General features: G+C 62.9%; 23 protein-coding genes and 1 pseudogene. 15 read left to right on the forward strand and 9 right to left on the reverse strand.

Translation table 11 applies throughout. The annotated features are described in order from the left end of the window. Positions 1 to 28: 28 nt before the first annotated feature. Entirely contained in the window at positions 29 to 1141 is a 1113-nt protein-coding gene (locus BLR13_RS21365) for a cyclic nucleotide-gated ion channel (RefSeq protein ID WP_074831259.1), read from the reverse strand. Between the two features lie 326 nt (positions 1142 to 1467). Here BLR13_RS21365 and BLR13_RS21370 point away from each other — a divergent pair, with 326 nt between their 5' ends. Both BLR13_RS21370 and BLR13_RS21375 read left to right on the forward strand, forming a co-directional pair. Further along, positions 1468 to 2136: a Crp/Fnr family transcriptional regulator gene (locus tag BLR13_RS21370; protein ID WP_074819837.1), complete on the forward strand. Its 669-nt coding sequence runs from the start codon at positions 1468 to 1470 to the stop codon at positions 2134 to 2136. Positions 2137 to 2154: 18 nt separating this feature from the next. Next, positions 2155 to 3030 (forward strand): DUF6537 domain-containing protein, encoded by an 876-nt coding sequence (locus BLR13_RS21375; RefSeq protein WP_074819836.1) that lies wholly within the window; start codon positions 2155 to 2157, stop codon positions 3028 to 3030. A gap of 100 nt (positions 3031 to 3130) precedes the next feature. Here the strand turns inward: BLR13_RS21375 and BLR13_RS21380 are convergent, their stop codons facing one another. Next, positions 3131 to 4573 (reverse strand): TAXI family TRAP transporter solute-binding subunit, encoded by a 1443-nt coding sequence (locus tag BLR13_RS21380; RefSeq protein ID WP_074819835.1) that lies wholly within the window; start codon positions 4571 to 4573, stop codon positions 3131 to 3133. 422 nt (positions 4574 to 4995) lie between these two features. On the opposite strand from BLR13_RS21380, the gene BLR13_RS21385 reads away from it, so the two are divergent. Continuing rightward, complete coding sequence (locus BLR13_RS21385; RefSeq protein ID WP_074831258.1) at positions 4996 to 5349, forward strand: DUF3307 domain-containing protein; 354 nt, start codon at positions 4996 to 4998, stop codon at positions 5347 to 5349. On the opposite strand, the gene BLR13_RS21390 is transcribed toward BLR13_RS21385, so the two are convergent. Further along, positions 5333 to 5848 (reverse strand): GNAT family N-acetyltransferase, encoded by a 516-nt coding sequence (locus BLR13_RS21390; RefSeq protein ID WP_074819834.1) that lies wholly within the window; start codon positions 5846 to 5848, stop codon positions 5333 to 5335. The genes BLR13_RS21385 and BLR13_RS21390 overlap by 17 nt on opposite strands. 181 nt (positions 5849 to 6029) lie before the next feature. Between BLR13_RS21390 and BLR13_RS21395 the strand changes: the two genes are divergently transcribed. Next, positions 6030 to 6428: a hypothetical protein gene (locus tag BLR13_RS21395; RefSeq protein ID WP_074819833.1), complete on the forward strand. Its 399-nt coding sequence runs from the start codon at positions 6030 to 6032 to the stop codon at positions 6426 to 6428. A 137-nt stretch (positions 6429 to 6565) separates the two neighbouring features. Here BLR13_RS21395 and BLR13_RS21400 read toward each other — a convergent pair whose 3' ends face one another. Together BLR13_RS21400 and BLR13_RS21405 are read right to left on the reverse strand one after the other, a co-directional pair. After that, complete coding sequence (locus tag BLR13_RS21400; protein WP_074819831.1) at positions 6566 to 6901, reverse strand: YkgJ family cysteine cluster protein; 336 nt, start codon at positions 6899 to 6901, stop codon at positions 6566 to 6568. Positions 6902 to 7052: 151 nt separating this feature from the next. Next, a complete protein-coding gene (locus BLR13_RS21405; RefSeq protein WP_074819829.1) occupies positions 7053 to 7751 on the reverse strand; it encodes a helix-turn-helix transcriptional regulator in 699 nt (232 codons plus the stop codon). Between the two features lie 102 nt (positions 7752 to 7853). Between BLR13_RS21405 and BLR13_RS21410 the strand changes: the two genes are divergently transcribed. Next, positions 7854 to 8126, forward strand: coding sequence for a hypothetical protein (locus BLR13_RS21410; RefSeq protein ID WP_074819826.1), 273 nt, complete (start codon positions 7854 to 7856; stop codon positions 8124 to 8126). Positions 8127 to 8160: 34 nt separating this feature from the next. Beyond that, on the forward strand, positions 8161 to 8889 hold the full coding sequence (locus BLR13_RS21415; protein WP_074819824.1) for a glutathione S-transferase family protein: 729 nt from the start codon (positions 8161 to 8163) through the stop codon (positions 8887 to 8889). Between the two features lie 119 nt (positions 8890 to 9008). On the opposite strand, the gene BLR13_RS21420 is transcribed toward BLR13_RS21415, so the two are convergent. Beyond that, positions 9009 to 9572 carry a TetR/AcrR family transcriptional regulator gene (locus BLR13_RS21420; RefSeq protein WP_074819822.1) on the reverse strand — a complete coding sequence of 188 codons (564 nt, stop codon included), beginning with the start codon at positions 9570 to 9572 and terminating at the stop codon, positions 9009 to 9011. Between the two features lie 155 nt (positions 9573 to 9727). Between BLR13_RS21420 and BLR13_RS21425 the strand changes: the two genes are divergently transcribed. Further along, positions 9728 to 11134, forward strand: coding sequence for an amidase (locus BLR13_RS21425; protein WP_074819821.1), 1407 nt, complete (start codon positions 9728 to 9730; stop codon positions 11132 to 11134). A 249-nt stretch (positions 11135 to 11383) separates the two neighbouring features. Here BLR13_RS21425 and BLR13_RS21430 read toward each other — a convergent pair whose 3' ends face one another. Then, a complete protein-coding gene (locus BLR13_RS21430) occupies positions 11384 to 12043 on the reverse strand; it encodes a pyridoxamine 5'-phosphate oxidase family protein (protein ID WP_074819819.1) in 660 nt (219 codons plus the stop codon). A gap of 122 nt (positions 12044 to 12165) precedes the next feature. Between BLR13_RS21430 and BLR13_RS21435 the strand changes: the two genes are divergently transcribed. Beyond that, positions 12166 to 13059, forward strand: a complete 894-nt coding sequence (locus BLR13_RS21435; RefSeq protein WP_074819817.1) for a LysR family transcriptional regulator — start codon at positions 12166 to 12168, stop codon at positions 13057 to 13059. A gap of 94 nt (positions 13060 to 13153) precedes the next feature. On the opposite strand, the gene BLR13_RS21440 is transcribed toward BLR13_RS21435, so the two are convergent. Next, a complete protein-coding gene (locus BLR13_RS21440) occupies positions 13154 to 13582 on the reverse strand; it encodes a PaaI family thioesterase (protein ID WP_074819815.1) in 429 nt (142 codons plus the stop codon). A gap of 238 nt (positions 13583 to 13820) precedes the next feature. Further along, on the reverse strand, positions 13821 to 14990 hold the full coding sequence (pobA, locus tag BLR13_RS21445; RefSeq protein WP_074819812.1) for a 4-hydroxybenzoate 3-monooxygenase: 1170 nt from the start codon (positions 14988 to 14990) through the stop codon (positions 13821 to 13823). Positions 14991 to 15292: 302 nt separating this feature from the next. Between pobA and BLR13_RS21450 the strand changes: the two genes are divergently transcribed. The 7 genes and pseudogenes from BLR13_RS21450 to BLR13_RS21480 all read left to right on the forward strand — a co-directional run bounded on the left by BLR13_RS21450 (position 15293) and on the right by BLR13_RS21480 (position 22422). Further along, a complete protein-coding gene (locus BLR13_RS21450; protein ID WP_074819810.1) occupies positions 15293 to 16309 on the forward strand; it encodes a TRAP transporter substrate-binding protein in 1017 nt (338 codons plus the stop codon). 79 nt (positions 16310 to 16388) lie between these two features. Further along, positions 16389 to 16898 (forward strand): TRAP transporter small permease, encoded by a 510-nt coding sequence (locus BLR13_RS21455; RefSeq protein ID WP_074819808.1) that lies wholly within the window; start codon positions 16389 to 16391, stop codon positions 16896 to 16898. A gap of 5 nt (positions 16899 to 16903) precedes the next feature. Then, positions 16904 to 18229, forward strand: a complete 1326-nt coding sequence (locus BLR13_RS21460) for a TRAP transporter large permease (protein WP_074819807.1) — start codon at positions 16904 to 16906, stop codon at positions 18227 to 18229. Next, positions 18230 to 18693, forward strand: a pseudogene (locus tag BLR13_RS21465) (DUF3237 domain-containing protein). It abuts the gene before it with no gap. A 213-nt stretch (positions 18694 to 18906) separates the two neighbouring features. Beyond that, complete coding sequence (locus BLR13_RS21470) at positions 18907 to 19707, forward strand: crotonase/enoyl-CoA hydratase family protein (protein WP_074819804.1); 801 nt, start codon at positions 18907 to 18909, stop codon at positions 19705 to 19707. A gap of 18 nt (positions 19708 to 19725) precedes the next feature. Continuing rightward, positions 19726 to 21621 (forward strand): feruloyl-CoA synthase, encoded by a 1896-nt coding sequence (locus tag BLR13_RS21475; protein WP_074819802.1) that lies wholly within the window; start codon positions 19726 to 19728, stop codon positions 21619 to 21621. A 39-nt stretch (positions 21622 to 21660) separates the two neighbouring features. Continuing rightward, the gene (locus BLR13_RS21480; protein WP_074819799.1) at positions 21661 to 22422 is read left to right on the forward strand and encodes an SDR family NAD(P)-dependent oxidoreductase; all 762 of its coding nucleotides are present in this window, start codon (positions 21661 to 21663) and stop codon (positions 22420 to 22422) included. The last annotated feature ends 5 nt before the right edge of the window (positions 22423 to 22427 follow it).

A 22427-nucleotide genomic window follows, 5' to 3' on the forward strand; every position in this document is an offset into this window, starting at 1 on the left:
CTCCGTTTCTTGTTACTTGTTTTCTAGCTTATTCATTTTCCAGTGCGCGCCGGTTGGCCTCGGCGTCGATGGTCTGGGCGAGATCGGGGTGCCGCGCCATCAGCAGGCGGAAATCGACGAGGTCGAGCACCAGTAATTTCGACAGCCGCGTGGTGGTGATGTTGGCCGAGCGCAGGTTGTTGCCGAGCAGCGCCATCTCGCCGAAGAACGCGCCCTCGCTCAGCCTCACCTTCTTGCCGGGCAGGTCGACCTCGACTTCGCCGGCGGCGATGAAATACATGCAGTCGCCCTGCTGGCCCTTGCGGATGATCATGGTGCGCGGCGGCAGGTCCATGGTGCGCAGCATGTGGGTGACGTCGGCGATTGCAGAGGGGCCAAGTGCTGCGAAGAACGGCACCTTGCTGACGGATTCCCAGGTCTTGAGGAAGTTGTCGCGTCGGGTCTCCGCGGCAAAGCCGGTGGCGAGAATACCGGTCCAGAGCCCGAACACGCCGAGGCCGCAGATCATCACCAGTGCGGCGACCAGGCGGCCGGGCAGCGTGATCGGGACCACGTCGCCATAGCCGGTCGTGGTCAGTGTCGCGACCGCCCACCATAGCGCGGCGGGCACGCTGCCGAAGGTGCCCGGCTGGACCTCGCGTTCGAAGAAATAGACCGCGACCGAGGCCAGAAACAGCACCATCAGGAAAATCACCAGCACGCTCAAGAGCGGCCCGGATTCGATCACCAGCACCCGGCGCAATTGCCGCAAGCCCGGAATGCCGGGGACCACCTTGAGCACCCACAGGATCGCGAGCAGCCAGGCCGTCCGCGGATCCGCGCCGCAGACCAGCGCCAGCGGCACCGCGATCGCGGCGGCGGCGTCCACCAGCCCGCGTCCCGACAGCGCATAACCCCAGCCGCGCTGCGCCGTCCGCGCGTGGCGCAGCCGCACCGCCCATTCGAATACGAAGTAGGCCCAGCATGCCCACAGCACGGTATCGACCCAAAGATGCGCCGCCTCATAGGCGGGGGCCACCGTGAGCAGGACCATGACGCCGACGCCGACCGTCACCGCGACATAGGCCGCTTTGGTCATGTTGCGGCCGGCCGTCTGGGCGGCGAAAAGCGTCAGAGCCGAAAGAACGAGCCGTTTGGGCATTGGAAAGCGCGCGCCTGATCGGTGCTGAAAAAGCGTGAGTGCGGTCATGCCACGGCGCGACCGGTTGGCGCAACGTGCCCGCCTCCGGCGAGGCCGTCAACGACATCAGGCAAACAGCGTTTATCGCCGCCGGCCGCGGGGGCGCCCCGGACGCCGTGGCGGCGCCCTGGTATCTTCCCGGGGCCGAATTTTGCCCGGGTCGGGCGCGAATCCCAGCAAAACGCCGTTTTTCCTCATATATCAAAAATGGCTTGCGGACATTACGATAGCGGGCACCGCAACAGAATTGCGAAACCGTTCACTTCCCAAACAATTGGTTGGCTCCAATGGATACGTCTCATCTGGCAGAACATGCGGGAACCGCCGGCACGCTGTTCGCGTCGATCTTCGTGGTCGCCACCACTACGATGCGGACCATGATCCCGCTGCGGATCTTCGGCATTCTCGCCAACATCGTTCTCTTCCTGACGGCTATTCCGGCGCATAATTATCTGGTCATGCTGGTGCAGTCGGTGATGTGCTTCGTCAACTCGTATCGCCTGCACCAGATGCTGCAGCTGGTGCGCGACGTGAAGAAGTCCGTCAACAGCGACCTGTCGATGGACTGGCTGAAGCCGTTCATGACCGAGCGCAACTGCACCGCCGGCGAAATGCTGTTCTACAAGGACGAGAAGGCCGAGGACATGCTCTATATCGTCAGCGGCAAGTTCAAGCTGGTGGAGTCCGGCATCGTATTTCCGGTCGGCGCCATCGTCGGCGAACTCGGCATGCTGTCGCCGTCGAAGGTGCGCACCCAATCGCTGGAATGCATCGAGGCCGGCCTCGTGCTGAGCGTCAGCTACAGTAAGGTCGAGGAGCTCTACGTGCAGAACCCGGCATTCGGATTCTATTTTCTCCGCCTCTCCAGCGCGCGGCTGTTTCAGAACCTCGAGACGCTGCAGAAGCAGCTGACCCAGCTGACGGCGGCGTCCGCGGCCGTGCCGAAGCCCGCCTAGCGGCCGGGAGAGAACGGCGTGTCTGACCGCGGTATCCTGTCCTCGTTGCGTTACCTGTTCGCCGACATCATCGGCGAGGACGACGACACGCCGCCGTTCCTGCCGGAGGGATTGCCGGAAGCCGTCGTACCCGTCGCCGGCGACGCCATTCACATGCTGATCGACTATCAGGGGACGAGCTACGCCCAGCTCTATGTCGACCGGCTGAAGCGGTTCATCGGCCGGCGCGGTTTCGATGATGCCGTCTTCGCCGAGATCGCGCGGCTGATGGCGGCGCGCATGAGCTACGAGGACCCGATCCGGATCGCGCAGCTCACGCTCGCAACCCATCAGGATCAGGCGGGTGCGCCAGCCGCGCCGATCAACGAGGTCAGGAAATTCCGCATCGACGAATTGATCGGTGCGCTGCCGGCCATTGTCGCCGAACCGGTGCTCGATACGCTGGAATGGCTCGGCTGGCTGCGGCTGCCGGTTTCGATCCGCTTCAGCGCGGCGAACAGATGGGGCATTCGCCGCCTGAAGATCGAGGCGGGGCTGCGGCGGTGGCGGCTGTTTTCGGTGCGTTACACCAAGGAGCGGGCCTGGGTCGAACGCTGGCTGCACATGATCGATCGCAGCCTGACCAAGCAACCGGCTGCGGCGCCCGCCATCGTGCAGACCGCGGCCATGATCACCGGATATGGCGATCCCTATCGTCAGGGCATTGCGGACTGGAACGCCATCATCGACGGGCTCGCCAAGCCGACCTTCGACGGTGTGCTCGATCTGGCCGATCTCGGGGCTGCGGTAGCGGAAGCGCGGGCGGCGGTGCTGCCCGATCCGCGGCAGGTGGCGCTCAAGCGCAAGATCGCCGAGATCAGGGCGCGGGTGTCGGCCGCACCGAACGCGGCATAGCGTTTTCGAGCGAACCGGCCACCGGTTCGCATAGCAATCAAGCTTGCGCAGATTGCGTAGACTTATCTGCGGTAGAAAACGCGTTAAAACATAAGGCCGTTTAGGCGCTCTGCGCGGTCTTCACGACCACGACGTTGTCGTCATGCGCTGTGGTGGTCTGACCGGCAGGCGCCGAGAGAGCAGGAGTCTGTCCAGCATGCCGCCGCAGATGGTCGCGCCGCATACCGATCTCGTCGCGGACAAATTCATAGCCGAGCTTGAAGGTCTCCAGTCCGTCACTGGAAATGGTGCCGTCGCGCAAGCCGATTACCGCGCCGCGCAGGATCGCCTCGAGTTCGTCCTGCAGCTCGTCAAGCGCGTCGAGGGTCTTGGCGTATTCCATTCGCTCGCCGATATCGAGAATGGCGGTTGCGAGTTCGCTGGCCTTCTCGGGCGCGACCCGGGTGATCTTGGTGTAGATGCCGGCAAAGATCGAGCCGATGACGCTGAGCGCGGCCGCGCCCAGATACATCATGTCGCTATAGCGATCCATGAACGACTTGGTGTCGTCGTTGATATATTCGGCGGCTCCGGCGTGCGCGGCGATGAAGGCATCCTTGTCGGTCACAACAGGTTCGATCTTGCTGGCGAAGCCGTCGCTCAGCGCCAGATCTGCCTTGTTTTCGTAGATCAGGCGGGCGAGGTCGCTCATGGTCGTGGTCGACAATCTGGATTGCGCCACCAGCAGCCATTCCAGCCCGATGGTGGTGAGATCGTCGTCGGGGATCGCCGGCGCGCCGGACAGCATGCCGGTCGTCAGCGTCTCCTCGGAAAGCGCCGGGTATTTCCTCGCAAGCGCTTTCGCCGCGTCGATCGCGTTCAGGGTGAAGCCGCCGCGCTTGGCCAATTGTTCGTAGCTCCGGTCCTTCACGATCTGCGAGGCGTGCGCGACCACGACCACGGCGCCGTTGCCCGATGCGAACAGCTTTTCCAACGTCGAGCCCGGCGGCGCCAACTGGACCCGGGCCGCGGCGTCGGGGCTGTCGGAAAGCTCGAGGATGTTGCGGACGAGGGCGGCGCTGCTCTCGCTGTCAGCCATCACAGCGATCTTCTTTTTCTTCAGGTCGGCGACGGTCTTGATCTTCTTGTCGCCGGGACTGAGCAGCAGCAGCACGTCGTGGTCGAGGATGGCGACCGCGCGGGCGCGGGACGGGATTTTTGCGTCGGTGCGCAGGACCGCCAGGTTGGCTTCCTTGCGGTCGAACGACGCCAGCGCCTTGGCGTTGTCGGCGCTCGGCACGATCTTGAGCTGCAGCCGCGACGAGTTGCTCTTCAAGAGCGCCGCCAGTTTGGCCGCGAAGCGCGCCTCGGGGCCGTTGGCCTCACCGACGGCAAACACCAGCGTCTCGGAATTCCGCAGCCAGGTTCGGCCTCCCCAAACCGTGACGGCGGTCAGGATCAAGGTCAGGATCGAAAACAGCACGATCTGCGTGCGATTGCTCTTCGCCACCCGCGAACGTCGGCGTGGCATTTCCGGTTGCGGCGTGGGGGCTTCAGCGCTCATGCTCGTACCCGAATGGCTCATACCCGGCGGGACGTCTCGCCGTCAAACCGGCGTCGCAGGCCGTCCTAATGAATTCGTAAATACCTAGAAAAGAACGACAATTTTGTCTGGCGGCCAATGATATCGCGCTTGGGACGGAATGCAAACCGCCCCGGCCGGTAACCTTACCGCGAGGGCGGTGCTCCCCGCAGTATCGCAGTTCAGCCACACCATGCGATTTTCGGACTACCCACAGGTGCATTCCGGTCCGGGAGATGTCATAAATGTAGGCAATGTTTCGGACGGTCCGGGTTTAAGAAGACAAATTGCGCTGACTGCCTAGATCCCGGTTTTTCGCACCTCGTTAGTTCCAGCAAGAGGCGTCAGCTTTGTCGTTTCCCTCGATGTCGTCGTCGGTCCCGGTTGGTGCGCTGGTGGGATGGATGTTGCTTCTCACGGTGAAGCACATCATCGCCGATTTCGTTCTGCAAAATTCCTGGATGGCGATCGGCAAGGATCAGAAGACCGGCTGGGCATTGCCGCTGCTGGCGCATTGTCTGGTGCACCTGGCGGTGTCGATGGCGCTGATCCTGGTTGTCGCGCCGCGGTTCTGGTTCGTCGCCCTGATCGACTTCGCCATTCACATCACGGTCGACCGCCTCAAGGGCATCTGCGCCTCGTCGTTCGGCGTGACGCTGGAGCAGGAGCACCCGTGGTTCTGGACGCTGATCGGCGTCGATCAGGCGCTGCACCACCTCACCGGATTTGGCCTGTCGATCTTCATGGCGTCGAACTGACCGGTCCGGCTGCGGACCCCGCTTCGCGAAAGAACACGCTCATCTGGTGACGGCCGACCTTCCGTTCGGACACGATCCAGCCTAGCCCCTCGTAAAAACCTGACATAAGCGGGCGGGCGCACAGATAGGCGCGCAAGATACCGAGCGCGAAGCAATCCTGCGCGGCGCGGTTCACCAGCGCGGCGCCGACCCCGCGCCGTCGCGCGTCCTCTTCCACCCACACCGCGGCCACCCACGGCGTCAACTGCGGCCGTTCCTCGAGATCGGATGTGATCACCGAGGCGGTGCCGAGAAATTTCTCGCCGTCATGGGCGACCAGCGCGAACGGGATCGGCGTTGCCGCCACGTTTTCGCGCAGGCGGGTCGAGATGTAAGCGAGCGGATGGTCGCTCTCCTGCCACCATGCCTGCCAGATCCGCTCGGCGACCGTGTCGAAGAATTCCGGGCGCCGGCGCAGATCTGAAATTGTGAAGTCTGAAATCGTGAAGGGGTTGGACATAAATGTGGTCCGGCGCCGTCGCGCGTGATCTCGGTGGCGCCGGAGAGCCGTTTGCGAATTATGGGCCCGGGGCCGGTTCCGATTCGGCCACAACTGGCAAGTGCCCCGGAGCACTACTGCCTGCCTTGGTTAACCTTTCATTAGAGAATTGCAATGCATCTTCCGCATAGGGAGAACCCTTATGTTTTCAAGCCGTGACGCCTTCGAGAACGATTTCTGTCCGGTCCGGGATGAACTGCTCGGCGAGATGTATCGCGCCAATGCCAACGGGCTGCCGATGCTGGTCGAGAGCGTGAGTGCCGATGTCCGCGCCATGCTGGCGCTGTTCTGCTACCGCCGCAGCCATCTGCACGCGCTGGCCGTGGCCATCGCGGCAAGTTGCACCGAGCGCCACCTGATCCAGTTGGGTGGCCGCGTCGGCTCCACCCTTTATGCGCTGTCGCGCGAACCGGCCGCGCGTTCCGCGCCCTCGTCGTCCTACGGCCACCGCAAGCCGATCACGCTGTCGACCAAACCACTCTCGACCTTCGCGCCGATCGAGGATGAGATCGATGACGAAGTCGAGGCGGTGACGGCTTAACGCGCCTCTGTCGTCCCTGCGAACGCAGGGACCCATAGCCACCGGCCTTGGTGGTTGTAGACGGCATCAGCCATTCTGCCTTATCGATAAATCACGCGGTATGGGTCCCTGCGTTCGCAGGGACGACAGCACTGGTATTACGCCGGCAGCACCGGCAATCCATGCCGTTTCCGCGCCATCGCGCATTCGGGATCGCCGGGCATGCAGGTCCTGCATACCTCGGGCCGCACCGCATAGATCGTGCATGCCGTCGCCTCGCCGATCTTGCCTGACAGTGCCGAGCAGCGGTTGCCGTCGCAGCGCATGCCCGACAGTCGGTCATTGACGAATTTTGGGGGGATCAGATCCAACGCCGCATCGTCCTCGGTGGTGAAGCGCGGCCAGTTTTCCGAATAGCTGCAGCAGGCGCCGCAGCTCTGGCAGGGACTGTCGTTGTCGTTGGCCGGGCCGGTGTGATTGTCGATGTGATCCATGGCTCTCTCTATAGCGTTTTCGAGCGAAGTGGACGCCGGTTCGCGTAGAAAAACGCGTCAAAACAAAAGAGGTGAGCCCGGTTCTTATTCAATCAGAACCGACAAGCTCTAGCGGAAAGCAGGCCGTGCGGCGACAGTCAGGTGTCCACCGTCAGGTATCTTTGGGCGCTTCCCAGACCAGGCTTCGGCGCCATTTCGCCCGTAACAGGTCGCGCCGCTCCGGATATTTTTCGTCGTGGTATACCGCGTCGACGACGCGGTCGGTGCGGAAACTGCGGAAATCCTTGCGCAGTTCGCACCACGCCGCCAGGATCCGCACCGCCTCGTGATAGCCGATCGCAATCGGCCAGATGGTGCGCTCGCTCTCGCGGCCATGTTCGTCGCGGTAGGACAGGGTGATCTTCTTGCCTTCGTGGATGTTCGACCGCGTCCGCACCATGTCGATGCGGTCGGGCTCCCTGTTCCAGACCGGACGGGCGCGGCTGGCGGGTTCGAGCACGAACGGCCGCAAGCGTTCGGGAACGGTGTCGGCGATCTTCGCCATCAGGTCCTGGGCGGCGCGGGCGAGCACGGGATCGGCGTGTCCCGCCACCCACTGCGCGCCGAGCACGGCGGCCTCGATTTCGTCGGGGGTCAGCATCAGCGGCGGCAGGTCGAACCCCTTCTCCAGGATGTAACCCATGCCGGCTTCGCCGCGGATCGGCACTCGCTGTTCGATCAGGGTGGCGATGTCGCGGTAAATCGTCCGCTTCGAGGTTTCCAGCTCGGCGGCGATCGCGTCCGCCGTCAGCGGCTTCCGGGTGCGCCGGAGCACCTGAATGATCTGAAACAGCCGGTCGGCACGTCTCATAGCGCGTCTCTTTTCTTTGGGGGCGCGGACCGATGCTGACAGCATGTTGGCAGCAGGGGTCGCGTAGATAAGGACAACATCTCAACTGAAGGGAATTTGTCCATGACGATTTTCAGCGAATTCGGCTTCCGGGGAAGCCGGCACCCTCTCTGGAACGCCCAGTGTTTCGCACTGGAGCATCTGGTTTCCATCCACTCCACGACATCAGACCTGCGCTGGGCGATGCTGGAACTGGTCTTGCGTTCATTCACAGCAATGTGCGTCCTCGCGCAAGGGCAGTTGGCCGTGCTGGCCTGCCGAATCCGCCATGGAAAGCGCTGCCTGGCGCGCGGGCTCGATGCTGCTGACACCATGGTGGCAGCAGGGGGTCGCTAGGCTCAGCCACGTTTTACAGGATCGGGAGACCAGCATGATTACCCTTTATGGCTTTGGCGCCGGGTTTGGCCTGCCGGAAATCAGCCCCTTTGTGACCAAGACCGAAGTCCAGCTGAAAATGGCCGGTCTCGCCTATCGCAAGGAGAAGGCGAGGCCGCCGTCCTCTCCCAAGGGGCAACTGCCCTACATCGTCGACGAGGCCGAGAGTATTGCCGATTCCACCTTCATCCGCGCCCATCTCGAGGGCAAATACGGTTTCGATTTCGATGCGCCGCTGTCCCTGCAGGCGCGGGCGCAGGCCTGGGCGTTCGAGCGGATGATCGAACACCATATCTACTGGGCGCTGGTCGGCGCGCGCTGGGTCGATGCCGACAATTTCGCCAAGGGACCGGCGCATTTCTTCGATGCCGTGCCGGCGCATCAGCGCGAAAAACTGCGCGAGGACGCGCAGTTTCGCGTCGCCGAGAATTATTTGCTCAGCGGCCTCGGCCGCCACGCGCCGGAAGAGGACGTCGATCTCGCCGTTCGTTCGCTGTTTGCACTGTCGGTGCAGCTTGGCGACAAGCCGTATTTGATGGGCGATACGCCTTGCGGCACCGACGCCACCGCGTTCGGCGCGCTTTCCGGAATCCTGACGCCGTTTTTCGAGTCGCCGTTGCGGCAGCGGACCGAGCGGTTCGCGAACCTTACCGCCTATGTCGACCGGATGATGCTTCAATACTATCCGGAATTCGCCTGGGCGCCGCTGCAGGAAGCCGCCTGACAACAAGAAGCCCGGTTCTGGTGGATCAGAGCCGGGCTTCCTTTGCTCGAAAGCGTTCTAGGACGTGAACCTGTAAATTCCCCTCCTTGCCGCGCGTCGGCCATGGAGGATTGCAGCGTCTATGCAGGCAGGAGGCCCGCCAAGCGATAGCTATCGATCAACGCGTCGTAGAGCGCAATATCAGAGCGGCTCCTCGCCATGAGCTGAGCGCCGGCGACGGCAGCGAAGATAGCGCGAGCCCGCCGTTCGCTCTCCCCGGAACCAACCACGGCCGCGGCGGACAGCACCTTGCTCAACCACGCCACGTTGACATTGGCAAAGGCCTGGACCTCCTTCTTCACCGCGTCCGGCAGGTCATCATACTCGGCAGCCATGAAGCTGCAGAGGCACATGCGATTGTCGCTCTCAAGCGACTTGCGAAAAATATCGGGATACTGCTGCAGGCAGCGGAACGGATCCGAGGTTTCGGCCAACATGGAGTCGAGTTCAGCCGCTGTGTCCTCCCAATAGCGCTTCGCTACCGCTGCGCCGAGTTCAGCCTTGCTCGGGAAATGGTGGTAGATGCTCGCGGCCTTGATGCCCACTTGGTCCGCGAGATCGCGGAAATTCAAGCCGCTGTAGCCATGCGCCTGCGCGGTCCGTCTGGCTGCCGCCAAGATGGCTTCCTTGGAACTTAAACTCATTTCATTGCCTTGCAGCTTCGCCGGGAACCATTTCGCCGGGGGCTACCTACCAAGTGACAGATAGGGGCTTGACCGAGAGAAATAAAGGCCTATGTCCACCCTACCAAGTGGCAGGTAGACATACCTCCATAGCCGGACAGGTAGGAGAAACAACCGTGACCAAAGAGATCATTTTTTCCGACGCAACCAAGCTGGCCGAACTGATCCGTACCAAGGAGGTCTCGCCGGTCGAGGTCGTGCACGCGCACCTGGATCGCATCGCGGCGGTGAACCCGAAGATCAACGCGATCGTCACGCTCGCGGACGGTGCGCTCAATGCCGCAAAGGCGGCGGAGGCAGCGGTATTGGCGGGCGACGAACTCGGCCCGCTGCACGGTGTCCCTTTCACGGTGAAAGACTCGATCGACACTGCGGACGTGGCGACCCAGCGCGGCTCGCCGATCTTCAAGGGGCGCGTTCCCGACGTCGACGCGACGAGCGTCGCGCGAATGAAGAAGGCTGGCGGCATCCTGCTGGCGAAGACCAACCTTCCCGAATTCTCCTACTGGATCGAGAGTGATAACCTGCTCTCCGGCCGGTCGAACAACCCCTGGGACGTGACCCGCACTCCGGGCGGTTCGAGCGGCGGTGAATCGGCGGCTATCGCGGCTGGGATGTCGCCGATCGGTCTCGGCACCGATCTAGCAATCTCCGTGCGCGGCCCGGCCGCGCAAACCGGCATCACGTCAATGAAGGCGACCCATGGCCGCGTGCCCATGACCGGCATCTGGCCGCGCGCGCCGCGCCGCTTCTGGCATGTCGGGCCGATGGCGCGCTCGGTTCGCGACATCGCGCTCGCCTTCTCGCAACTGGTCGGGCCTGACGGCCATGACGCGTTTGCCACCAGCACCGTCCAATTCGATGCGGGCATCGGCCGCCAGCCCTACCGCCAGCTCCGGGTGGGCTGGATGGTCGGACCCGGCTTCGGGCCCGTCGATCCCGAGGTGGCGGCGACCGTCAAGGCCGCGGCCGAGGCGCTGAAGGACACCGGCGTATTTGTCGAGCAGGTAAGCATCCCGGCCCTGGAGCGCGATTTCCCTCTCGACGTGTTCAACCGCCTCCATGTGATGGAGATGAAGCCCGCGTTCGCCGAGGCGACGGCCGGCCATGAGGACGAAATGTACAAGATGGCGAAGACCATGCTCTCGCTGCCTGACACGTCGATGAAGCACTATATCGACGCCGAGCAGGCGGTCGAGCGGCTGCGTGACGGCTATGCCGACTACTTCTCGCGCTACGACGCGCTGATTACCCACGTGCTGCCGATCCCGGCCCACAAGCATGGCGTCGAGAAGTTCACCATCGACGGCCAGACCGTGGACGCCACCTACCTCCAGGGCGCGACCGTGCCGCTTAACGTCACCGGCTTGCCCGGCCTGTCGATGCGGTTCGGTACGAGCAAGGAAGGGCTGCCGATTAGCGTGCAGGTCATCGGCAAGTGGCAGGCGGAGTCCACGATCCTGCACCTGGCTTCGCTGCTCGAAAGCATCAGCACCGTGCGGAACCTGCATCCGAACCTCTGACGAAAACGGAGTGCCGGCACCGTGCGAACGCGCAGCGATGCCGGCGCGCTTCGGCAAGGCAAGGCTCATCCCGATCGTCTTCCCAATTCATGCTGACGAAGCGATGGCGACGAGGCAGCCATTGGGTTCCTCGACGACACAAGGAGAAATATAATGAAGGAATCGCTGTATCTGAACGACTGCTCTCATGATTTCTGAGTAATCAATCGAACGGCTTGATGGGGTCACATGGATTTTGATATGTCGGCGTCATGAGTCCACGCTCTGGCTCGCTGGCGCCGACTGTCCCTTCAATGCGGCCAGCTCGGCCTCCAGTTCGGCAATTCTGCCGTCGCGCACGGCCAGCGCCTGTGCCACGTCGGCGGCATCGAACTTTTGCGGGATGTGCTGCGGGCAGTTGGTGTCCCACGCCGAAATCCTGAACAGGATGACCTGCTCGGGCCGCGCCTTGTAGCCTTGCGGCATCAGCGATTTCGTCAGCGCCGGATCGTCGTCGACCACGCAGGCCTCGCCCCAGATCTTGACGCGCCGGCGGTGCGCATAGTCCATCACGAAGATATGCGCCTTCGGATTCTCCGAGAGATTGCCTTGGGTGATGTATTGCCGGTTGCCGCTGTAGTCGGCAAAGGCAATCGTGTTCTTGTCCAGGATCTTGATGAAACCTTTCGGGCCGCCACGGTGCTGCATGTAAGGCTGGCCGTCTGCACTGGCGGTGGCGAAATAGAAGCTGTTGGTCTCGCCCAGGAAGCCCGCGAGCTTTTCATCGATCTCGGTGCGCCAGCCACCGCTCTGCTCGACATCAGCGTATGCCTCGCGCGAACCTTTGCGGCCCTGTATCGCTTTCACGGCCGGGGTGAAGGCGACGTCGCTGGAAAATGTTTCTTGGGAAGAAGTGTGAACGTCTGACATCTGAGCCTCCTGAAATTCAGGCCGCACCGAGTGGTGGTGCTTCGCTCCCAAGATGGACCTCCCTGAAATTTAAACAATCGGATGTATTGACACTTCACTATTGCGATATATGAAATAATCCGATGGACCGGATCGACGCGATGCAGGCCTTCGTGGCCGTCGCCGACCTGCAGGGGTTTGCTCCCGCGGCGCGCAAACTTGGCATGTCCCCTTCCGGCCTGACGCGGCTGATTGCGGCGCTGGAGGAGCGTCTCGGTGCGCGGCTGTTGCAGCGAACGACACGATCGGTGACGTTGACCGACGTCGGCGCCCGCTATCTGGAACGTGCCCGCCGGATTTTAGCCGATGTCGAGGAGGCCGAACGCGCCGCCGAGGGCGAACGGACGAAGCCTGGCGGACGGCTGGTGGTTTCGGCGCCGCTCGGGTTCGGTCGCCTGCACGTCAGCCCGGTCGTGTCGGCCTACCTAACGCGCTATCCGGATGTCTCGGCCGACCTGCGGCTGTCGGATCGCATGGTCAATCTGGTGGAAGACGGCGTCGATCTCGCCGTCCGGATCGGCCATCTCCCGGATTCCACGCTTGTCGCGCGTCAGGTCGGCGAGATGCGGCGGATCGTCGTTGCCTCCAGGGATTATCTCAAACGGCGCGGCGAGCCGAAGACGCCGCAGGAGATTGCGGCCCACGACACAATCCAGTTCGGGGCCATGACGGCAGGCCCGGACTGGCGCTTCGTCGAGGACGGTCACGAGATCCGCATCGGCGTTACGCCGCGCTTTTCAAGCAACAGCGCCGATGCCGCGATCCATTATGCCGAGCAGGGCGGCGGGTTGACCCGGGTGATGGCCTATCAGGCGGCCGAATCGCTCAGAGCCAAGCGGCTCAGAATCGTGCTGGAGAAGTTCGAGCTGCCGGCGCTGCCGATCCACATCGTTTATCCAACCTCGCGGCTGCTGTCGGCCAAGGTCCGCACCTTCATCGATCTCGTGGCCGAGACGGTCGACTGGTATTTCGGCTAAAGCGTTTTCAAGCGAAGTGGACGCCGGTTGGCGTAAAGAAAACGCGTCAAAACAAAAGAGTAGAGCTCGGTTCTGATTCAATCAGAACCGGGCTCTAGAGAACGGGTGCCTTCTTCGGCACCACGCGAAATGTTCCATTGGCGCGTGCAATGACGATGTCATCGGCTTTGATCAGGCTCTGTGCAAAGCAGATCGTGCTGCCGGTCTTGATCACCTCGGTTTCCACCGCCAGCCATTGTCCGACATTGGCCGTGCCGATGAAATCGACCGCGAGCGAGATCGTTACCAGCGAAGTGGTCCAGCCCATCGCCTGTGCGCAGCTATAGCCCATTGCATTGTCGGAAAGGGCGGCGATCAGCCCGCCGTGAATCAGGCCGCGGCCGTTGGTGTGCGGTTTGGCCAGCCGCAGGGCGATCACCACCGCCTTGTCGGTCTTCCTGGAATAAAGCGGCTCCCAGGGATCGGTGAGCGGGCTTTGCCGGAAGTGCGGCTCAAAGCCTTCAGGAACGTCGGTTGTGGTCATGCGAACTCGCGTGTTGACGATATCTGTCGCCACTAGACGCCTTTCGCGCGCGAACCGCACTGCCTACAAAGTTTTAAACGGGATTTCGGCGGGCGTTTGAAATGCCAGGCTTGTCGTCACCCGCCTTGTGCGCAATTGCGCACTGGGGCGGGTGACCCAGTATTCCACAGGCGTTGGCGATGAAATCGAAAGGCCGCGGCGTACTGGATACCCGCCTTCGCGGGTATGACGACCTTCTCTAAAACGGCAGCCCGACGTAATTCTCCGACAGCGACGCGGACGCGGCTTTCGAGCTGACGAGATAATCCAGCTCGGCAAGCTGGATGCGCGCGCCGAATTCGCCCTCGTCGGGGAACTTGTGCAGCATCGAGGTCATCCACCACGAAAACCGCACCGCTTTCCACACCCGCGCCAGCGCCTTGACCGAATAGCCGTCGATGCCGGCAGAGGACTTCTCGTCATAAAATTCCCGGAACGCCTGCGAGAGGTAATGCACGTCGCTGGCCGCGAGATTTAATCCCTTGGCGCCCGTCGGCGGCACGATGTGAGAGGCGTCGCCGGCCAGGAACATCCGGCCGAACCGCATCGGCTCGGCGACGAAGCTGCGCAGCGGCGCGATGCTCTTTTCGATCGAGGGGCCGGTGACGAGTTCGTCGACCGCCTTCTGGTCCAGCCGGCGCTTCAGTTCGTCCCAGAACCGGTCGTCCGGCCACTGCGCGATGTCGTCGTCGAGCGGGCACTGCAGGTAGTAGCGGCTGCGATGGGTCGAGCGCATCGTGCACAGCGCAAATCCCCGCGCGTGGTTGTTGTAGATCAGCTCATGGCTGACCGGGGGCGTCTCCGACAGGATTCCGAGCCAGCCGAACGGATAGATACGTTCGTAGGTCCCGATCGCCGGCGGTTTGACGCTGGCGCGGCTGACGCCGTGAAAACCGTCGCAACCGGCGATGAAGTCGCATTCGATCTCGTGGGTAACGCCGTCCTTGACGTAACTGACGCGCGGACGGTCGGTGTCGAAATCATGCGGTTTGACGTCGGCGGCCTGGTAGACCGTGGTGAGGCCAGCCGCCTTGCGGGCGTTCATCAGGTCGAGCGTCACTTCGGTCTGGCCGTAAATCATCACGGTCTTGCCGGTCGCGGCATGCATGTCGATGCGGTGCCGCGCGCCGCCGAAGGCGAGCTCCACGCCATGGTGGATCAGCCCCTCGCGGTGGGCGCGCGCGCCGGCGCCGACCTCGTCGAGCAGCGCCACGGTGCCTTCCTCGAGCAGGCCGGCGCGGATGCGGCCGAGCACGTATTCCGGCGTCTGGCGCTCGACAATGAGGTTGTCGATGCCGTAGAGATGAAGAAGTTGCCCTAGCAACAATCCAGCCGGACCTGCCCCTATGATGGCTACTTTCGTGCGCACCGGCGTGCTCCCATGGTCTAACGCAGTTGAGCCCGCCGCCGTCCCGGCAGGTCTTGCAATGATAATTATATCATATAACAATTTTCGCAAAGCCGTTGCAAAACAATGTTTCGCTGCGCCGCACTGCAAGAAATTACGGGATAAAAATTCCGGGATCAAACCAGGGGAAACCAGTTTCGGTTGCGGCGACCGCCACCGCGCTCAATGTCCCGGCTTGAAAATCCAGGCAATCTATATAACATGTTAACTAACGAGACCGGCGCCTCGAAGCCCGGCTCCATCCACCAAGGGAGAGAATGTCGATGAGGAAAGCGATTTTGGCGTTGCTGCTCGCCGCCAGTGTGACGCCTGCGTTGGCGCAGGAAAAGACCTTCGAGCTGAAGCTTTCGCACTGGGTGCCGGCGTCGCATCCGCTGCAAAAGGCGCTGGAGGATTGGGGCGCGGCGGTCGAAAAGGAATCCGGCGGCACGATCAAGTCCAAGGTTTACCCGGCCCAGCAGCTCGGCAAGGCCTTCGACCATTACGACATGGCCCGCGACGGCATCGCCGACGTCACTTACGTCAATCCCGGCTATCAGCCCGGCCGCTTTCCGATCATCGGCGCCGGCGAATTGCCGTTCCTGATGTCCGATGCCAAGGGCGGTTCGATGGCGCTCGATGCCTGGTATCGCAAATATGCCGAGAAGGAGATGAAAGACGTCAAGTTCTGCCTCGCCTTCATCCATTCGCCGTCGTCGTTTCACTCGCGGCTGAAAAAGGTGATGGTGCCGGATGACGTCAAGGGCATGAAGGTGCGCCCGGCGCACGCCACCATGGCAACCTTCATCACCCAGCTCGGCGGCACCAACGTGCAGTCCTCGGCGCCCGAGGTCCGTGACATCATCGAGCGCGGCGTCGCCGATGCCGTCACCTTCCCGTGGGGATCGCTGGTGCTGTTCGGCATCGACAAGGTGACGAAGTATCACATGGACGCGCCGCTCTATGTCACGACGTTCGCCTTCGTGATGAACAAGGACAAATACAACCAGATGTCCGACCGCCAGAAAAAGGCGATCGACGACAATTGCAACACCGAGGCTGCCGGCCGCGTCGGCGAACCCTGGGGCAAGTTCGAGGACGCTGGCATCGACAAGGTGAAGGCCGAGGAAGGCCACGAAGTCTACAAGCTGACGCCAGAGCAGACGGCGTTGTGGAAGAAGGCGTCCGAGCCGCTGGTCAAGACCTGGGGCGAGGGCGTCAAGAAGACCGGCGTCGATCCGGACGCGGCGATGGCCGAACTGCGCGCCGCGCTGACCAAATACAACGCGCTGGCGCAGTAAACACCGTAACTCACCCAAGCGACGGCGGGCGTTTCCGCCGTCGCGATTTCCCGGTCATTGCCAGCCGTTTGGAGCGGACATGAATCGCGCCTCGATGGATCGTTTTATCGATACAATCGAATGGATCGCGGCCGGATTCGTCGGCATCGTTGCCCTGAACATTTTTATCGCCGTCATCCTGCGCAACACGCTCAATTATGCGATCCCGGACTCGTTCGATATCGGGCGCATGCTGCTCGGCATCCTGATCTTCTGGGGTATCGCCGCCACCAGCTATCGCGGCGGCCACATCACGGTGGATCTGATCTGGGCGAATGTCAGCCCGCGATACCAGCGCTGGATCGACGTGTTTGCGACCCTGGTGCTGCTGTTCGTGGTCACGGTGCAGACCTGGACCTTGTTCGACAAGGTGCGCGGCACCTATAACGACAACGTGCTCACCTTCGAAATGCACATGCCGACCTGGCCGTTCTTCGCGATCGCCTGGGCCGGCGACGTCTCCGCGGTGCTGCTGATCGCGATCCGCACCTACCGCCTGATTTTCCATCCGGATCAGATGCACGATCCCAAGATCAAGCCCGTGGAGTAGACGGCATGAGCACCGACGCTGTCGCTATCCTGGGATTTGTCGCGCTGTTCGCCCTGATGCTGCTGCGCGTGCCGGTCGGCATGGCGATGGGCCTCGTTGGCGTCACCGGCTTCGGCTATCTCGTCGGCTTCTCGCCGGCGCTCAAGCTGGTCGGCCAGACCTCGATGCGGACCGTGACCGACTACACGTTCGGCGTCATTCCGATGTTCCTGCTGATGGGCACCCTGGTCAGCAATTCCGGCATGAGCCGCGAGCTGTTCCGCGCCGCCAACGGATTCGTCGGGCATCTGCGCGGCGGGCTCGGGATCGCCACGGTCGCAGCCTGCGCCGGCTTTGCCGCGATCTGCGGCTCCTCGGTCGCAACGGCAGCTACGTTTTCGGCCGTTGCCTATCCGGAGATGCGCCGCTTCGGCTATCCGCAATCCTTTGCCACCGGCGTGATCGCGGCCGGCGGCACGCTGGGCGCGATGCTGCCGCCATCGACGGTGCTCGCCGTCTACGGCATCATCACCGAACAGGACATCGGAAAACTGTTCATCGCCGGCATCATCCCCGGCCTGCTGGCGATGATGATGTACATGATCACGATCTCGCTGATCGGCTATTTCCGGCCGGGCTTTCTGCCGACCGGTCCGCAGACCAGCTGGCGTGAGCGCTTTGCGGGCCTGAAGAACATCTGGGCCCCGGTGCTGCTGTTCGTCTTCGTCATCGGTGGGTTGTATGGCCTGCCGTTCCTGCCGCGCTTCACCCCGACCGAAGCCGGCGGCGTCGGCGCCACCGGGGCGTTCCTGATCGGCATCGCTACCGGGCGGCTCGACCGCGAAAAGATCCTGACTTCGCTGCTGCAGGCAACGCGAACCGCGGCCGCTGTCTTTACCGTGCTGATCGGTGCGTTGATCTTCGGCTATTTCCTCACGGTGACGCAGACCCCGCAAAAGGTCACGGAGTTTCTCACTGGCCTCGGCCTCGGCGCCTATGGCGTGCTCGCCTTGATCATGGTGATGTATCTGGTGCTGGGCTGCCTGATGGACGCCATGGCCATGATCATCCTCACCGTGCCGATCATTTTTCCGGTGGTTACCCATCTCGGCTTCGATCCGATCTGGTTCGGCGTCATCATCGTGATGACGGTCGAACTCGGCCTGATTCATCCGCCGGTCGGAATGAACGTCTTTGTCATCAAGAGCGTGGTCAAGGACGTCTCGTTCTCCACGATCTTCCGCGGCGTGCTGCCGTTCGTGGCGACCGATCTGGTCCGGCTAGTGATCCTGATTGCGTTTCCGCTGCTGGCGACGTGGTTGCCGCAACGCATGATGGCCGGGGTGCATTAAATGGCACCGGTTCTCGAGACCAAATACGTTTTCACCATCACCGCTAGAATTGCCGACGTCATCTCGGCCGGTGACATCGGCACCGGCGTGCGCCGGATCATTCCGATCATCGGCGGCGAGGTGAAGGGCGAGGGCATCAGCGGCAAGGTTTTGCCCTTAGGCGCCGACTTCCAGATTATCCGTCCCAACGAATTGATCGAGCTGGAGGCGAAGGATGCCTTCGAGACCGACGATGGCGCGGTGGTCTATGTCGAGAACAAGGGCATGCGCTTCGGCCCGGTTGAATTGTTGCAGAAGCTGAAGCGCGGCGAACCGGTCGACCCCAAGCTGATCTATTTCCGCACCGTGCCGCGGTTCGAGACCGGGCACGCGAAATACCGCTGGCTGATGGAAAACATCTTCGTCGGCTCCGCCGCCCGCCACGCCGACCGCGTGTGGTCATCGACGTGCATCAGGTGCTGTGAAAGACGCCAATCATTGTGGGGGTTCGTTCCCCGGATGCAGTGCAGCGCCCTTGCGGTGCACTGCTGGTCCGGGGTCCATCGTTATGGGTCCCGGCTCTGCGGAGCAGCGTTACACGCTGCACCGCGTCCGGGACACGAGAACTCTCCTCGCTCATTGACTCCTTCCAAAATAGTTATAAAACATAACTATTCTGGACAGGAAGCAATAAGCCCATGGGAAACGCCGTCTCCGCCGCTGCGGGTCAGTCCGACCTGCTCACCATCGAGCAGTCGGGCACGGTGCTGTCGCTAGGCCTCAACCGCCCGGCCAAGCGCAATGCGCTGAACGACGGCATCATCCTCGCGATCCAGGATTGCTTTACGAATCTCCCCGAGAGCGTCGGCGCCGTGGTCATTCACGGCATCGGCGATCATTTCTCCTCCGGCCTCGATCTGTCGGAACTGACCGAGCAGGACGCCACCGAGGGCTTGCGGCACTCGCAGATGTGGCACCGGGTGTTCGACCGCATCCAGTATAGCCGCGTGCCGGTCATCGCCGCGCTCAAGGGCGCGGTGATCGGCGGCGGGCTGGAACTCGCCTGCGCCGCGCATATCCGCGTCGCCGAACCCTCGGCCTATTTCGCGCTGCCGGAAGGCCAGCGCGGCATTTTCGTCGGCGGCGGCGGATCGGTGCGGTTGCCGCGGCTGATCGGCGTGGCGCGGATGACCGACATGATGCTGACGGGACGGGTCTATTCCGCGACCGAAGGCGCGGCCTACGGTTTTTCGCAATACCTCACCGAAGCCGGTGGCGCGCTGCCGAAGGCGATGGAATTGGCCGAGCGGGTCGCGGCCAATGCGCCGCTGACCAATTTCGCCGTGCTGCAGGCGCTGCCGATGATCGCGGAGGCCAACCCGCAGACCGGCCTCTTGATGGAATCGCTGATGGCGACGGTGGCCCAAAGCGACAAAGAGGCAAAACAGCGCATTCGCGCGTTTCTCGACCGCAAGACCGCCAAGGTGAAGCCGACCTGACATGAGCGCCAACCTGACATGAGCGTAAAGCCCAGCCTATCAGCGTCGACCGACAGCGCGGCCCGCGGCGGCAGCGCCCATCCGCTGCGCGCGATCTCGTTCGGCAATCCCGACGTCACGGTCGAGCGCCGCGACGACGGCACGATCTATCTGCGCCCGAAAGCCCGGCTCAGCGACTACCCGGTCCGCATCACCGACCGGCTGCATCATTGGGCCAACGCCGAACCGAACCGCGTCTTCATGGCGGAGCGCAACGCGGCGCGCGGCTGGCGGCAGATCACCTATGCTGAACTGCTGACGTCATCGCGGCACATCGCCTCGGCGCTGCTGGCGCGCGGGCTCTCCGCCGAAAAGCCGATCGTGATCCTGTCGGGCAATTCGATCGATCATGCGCTGATCGCCTTTGGCGCGCTCTATGCCGGCATTCCGTTCTGCCCGGTATCTCCGGCCTATTCGCTGGTGTCGAAGGACTACGGCAAGCTCGGCTATCTCATGAAGCTGCTGACGCCGGGCCTCGTCTTCGCCGACGATGCCGCGAAATTTTCCGATGCGCTGGCGGCCAACGTCCCCGGCGGGACCGAGATTGCGGCGTCCTGGGGCACCGTCGCCGGCCGCGACGTGACGCTGCTGTCCGATCTCTTGGCGACGCCGGTTGATTCCGGCCTCGATGCCGTGCACGACGCCATCGGTCCCGACACCGTCGCCAAATTCCTGCTGACCTCAGGCTCGACCGGCAATCCCAAGGCCGTCATCAATACCCAGCGGATGATTTGCGCCAATCAGGTGATGCTGCGCGAGACGCTGGCGTTCCTCAAGGACGAGCCGCCCGTCATCGTCGACTGGCTGCCGTGGAATCATACCTTCGGCGGCAACCACAATATCGGGCTCACGCTCTATAATGGCGGCTCGATGTATCTCGACGAGGGCAAGCCGATGCCCGGCGGCATCGAGGAGACCGTGCGCAATCTGCGCGAGATTTCGCCGACGGTCTATTTCAACGTTCCCAAGGGCTATGAATCGCTGCTGCCGTATCTGCGCGACGACAAGGCGCTGCGGACAAAATTCTTCGGCCGCCTGCATGCGATGTTCTTCTCCGGCGCGGCACTGTCGCCATTCGTCTGGAACAGCCTCGACGAGCTCGCGGTCGCCGAAACCGGCTTTCGCGTGCCGATGCTGACGGGTCTCGGCGCCACCGAGACCTCGCCGTTCTTCATGTCGGTGCGGCCCGACACCTCCCGCTCCGGCCATGTCGGTCTTCCCGTGCTCGGCAATGACGCAAAACTGCTGCCCAACAACGGCAAGCTCGAAGTGCGCGCCAAGGGTCCGAATGTCACGCCGGGTTACTGGCGCCAGCCCGAACTCACCGCCAAAGCGTTCGACGAGGAAGGCTTTTACAAGTTCGGCGACGCGCTGAAGCCGGCCGATCCGAATGATTTCGACGCCGGCTTCGATTTCGACGGCCGCATTGCCGAGGATTTCAAGCTCGCCTCCGGCACCTGGGTCAGCGTTGGCCCGTTGCGCGCGCGTTTCGTCGCCGCCTGCGCGCCGCTGGTGCGTGACGTCATCATCGCCGGCATCAACCACGATGAAATCTCAGCGCTGGTCGTGCTCGATCTCGACGGCTGCCGCCTGATCAATCCGACGTTGCCATCCGATGATCTCGCCGCCGCCGCCTCCGACCCGCTGATCCGCGCGGCCTTCCGCGAGCGCTTCCAGAAATTACTGGCAAGCGCCACGGGCTCGTCGACTAGAATTACGCGCGCGGTGCTGCTTGATACGCCGCTGTCGATCGATCGCGGCGAAGTCACCGACAAGGGCTCGATCAATCAGCGCGCTGTGCTGGAAAACCGCAGCGCCCTGATCGCGACGATGTATGCGTCCGTGCCACCGGCGCAGGTGATCGCACTGAACTGAATTCGAAGTGTTACCGGAAAAATTGTCAGGGAGAACGCCATGCAGTTGAAGGATCAGGCCGCTATCGTCACCGGCGGCGCATCGGGATTGGGTGCAGCCACCGCGCGCCGGCTGGCGGCGCAGGGCGCCAAGGTCGCGGTCTGCGATCTCAACGCCAAGCTGGCCGAAACCGTCGCGGCCGAAATCGGCGGCGTTGCCGTAATCTGCGACGTGTCCGATGCCGCGTCCGCCGAAGCCGCCATCGCCAAGGCCGCGGCAGCCCATGGCCCGGCGCGCGTGCTGGTGAACTGCGCCGGCATCGGCGTCGCCAAGCGGGTGATCGGCAAGGAAGGTCCGATGGCGCTCGCCGATTTCGACCGGGTGATCAAGGTCAATCTGATCGGCTCCTTCAACATGCTGCGGCTGGCGACATCAGGCATGTCGAAGCTGGAGCCGCTGTCCACCGGCGAACGCGGCGTGGTGATTTCCACGGCTTCGGTGGCCGCCTATGACGGCCAGATCGGCCAGTCCGCCTATTCGGCGTCGAAAGGCGGCATCGTCGCCATGACGCTGCCGATCGCGCGCGAACTGGCGCAGTTCGGCATCCGCGTGCTGACGATTGCACCGGGTCTGTTCCTGACGCCGCTATTGGCCAATTTGCCGCAGGAGGCGCAGGACTCGCTCGCCGCTGCGATTCCGTTCCCGCGCCGGCTCGGCCATGCCGATGAATTCGCCTCCCTGGCGCTGCACATGATCGACAATCCGTACCTCAACGGCGAAGTGGTGCGGCTCGATGCCGGGCTTCGCATGGCGCCAAGGTAGGAAGT

It is taken from the genome of Bradyrhizobium ottawaense, from assembly GCF_900099825.1.
In the GTDB taxonomy this organism is placed as follows: Bacteria; Pseudomonadota; Alphaproteobacteria; order Rhizobiales; family Xanthobacteraceae; genus Bradyrhizobium; species Bradyrhizobium ottawaense_A.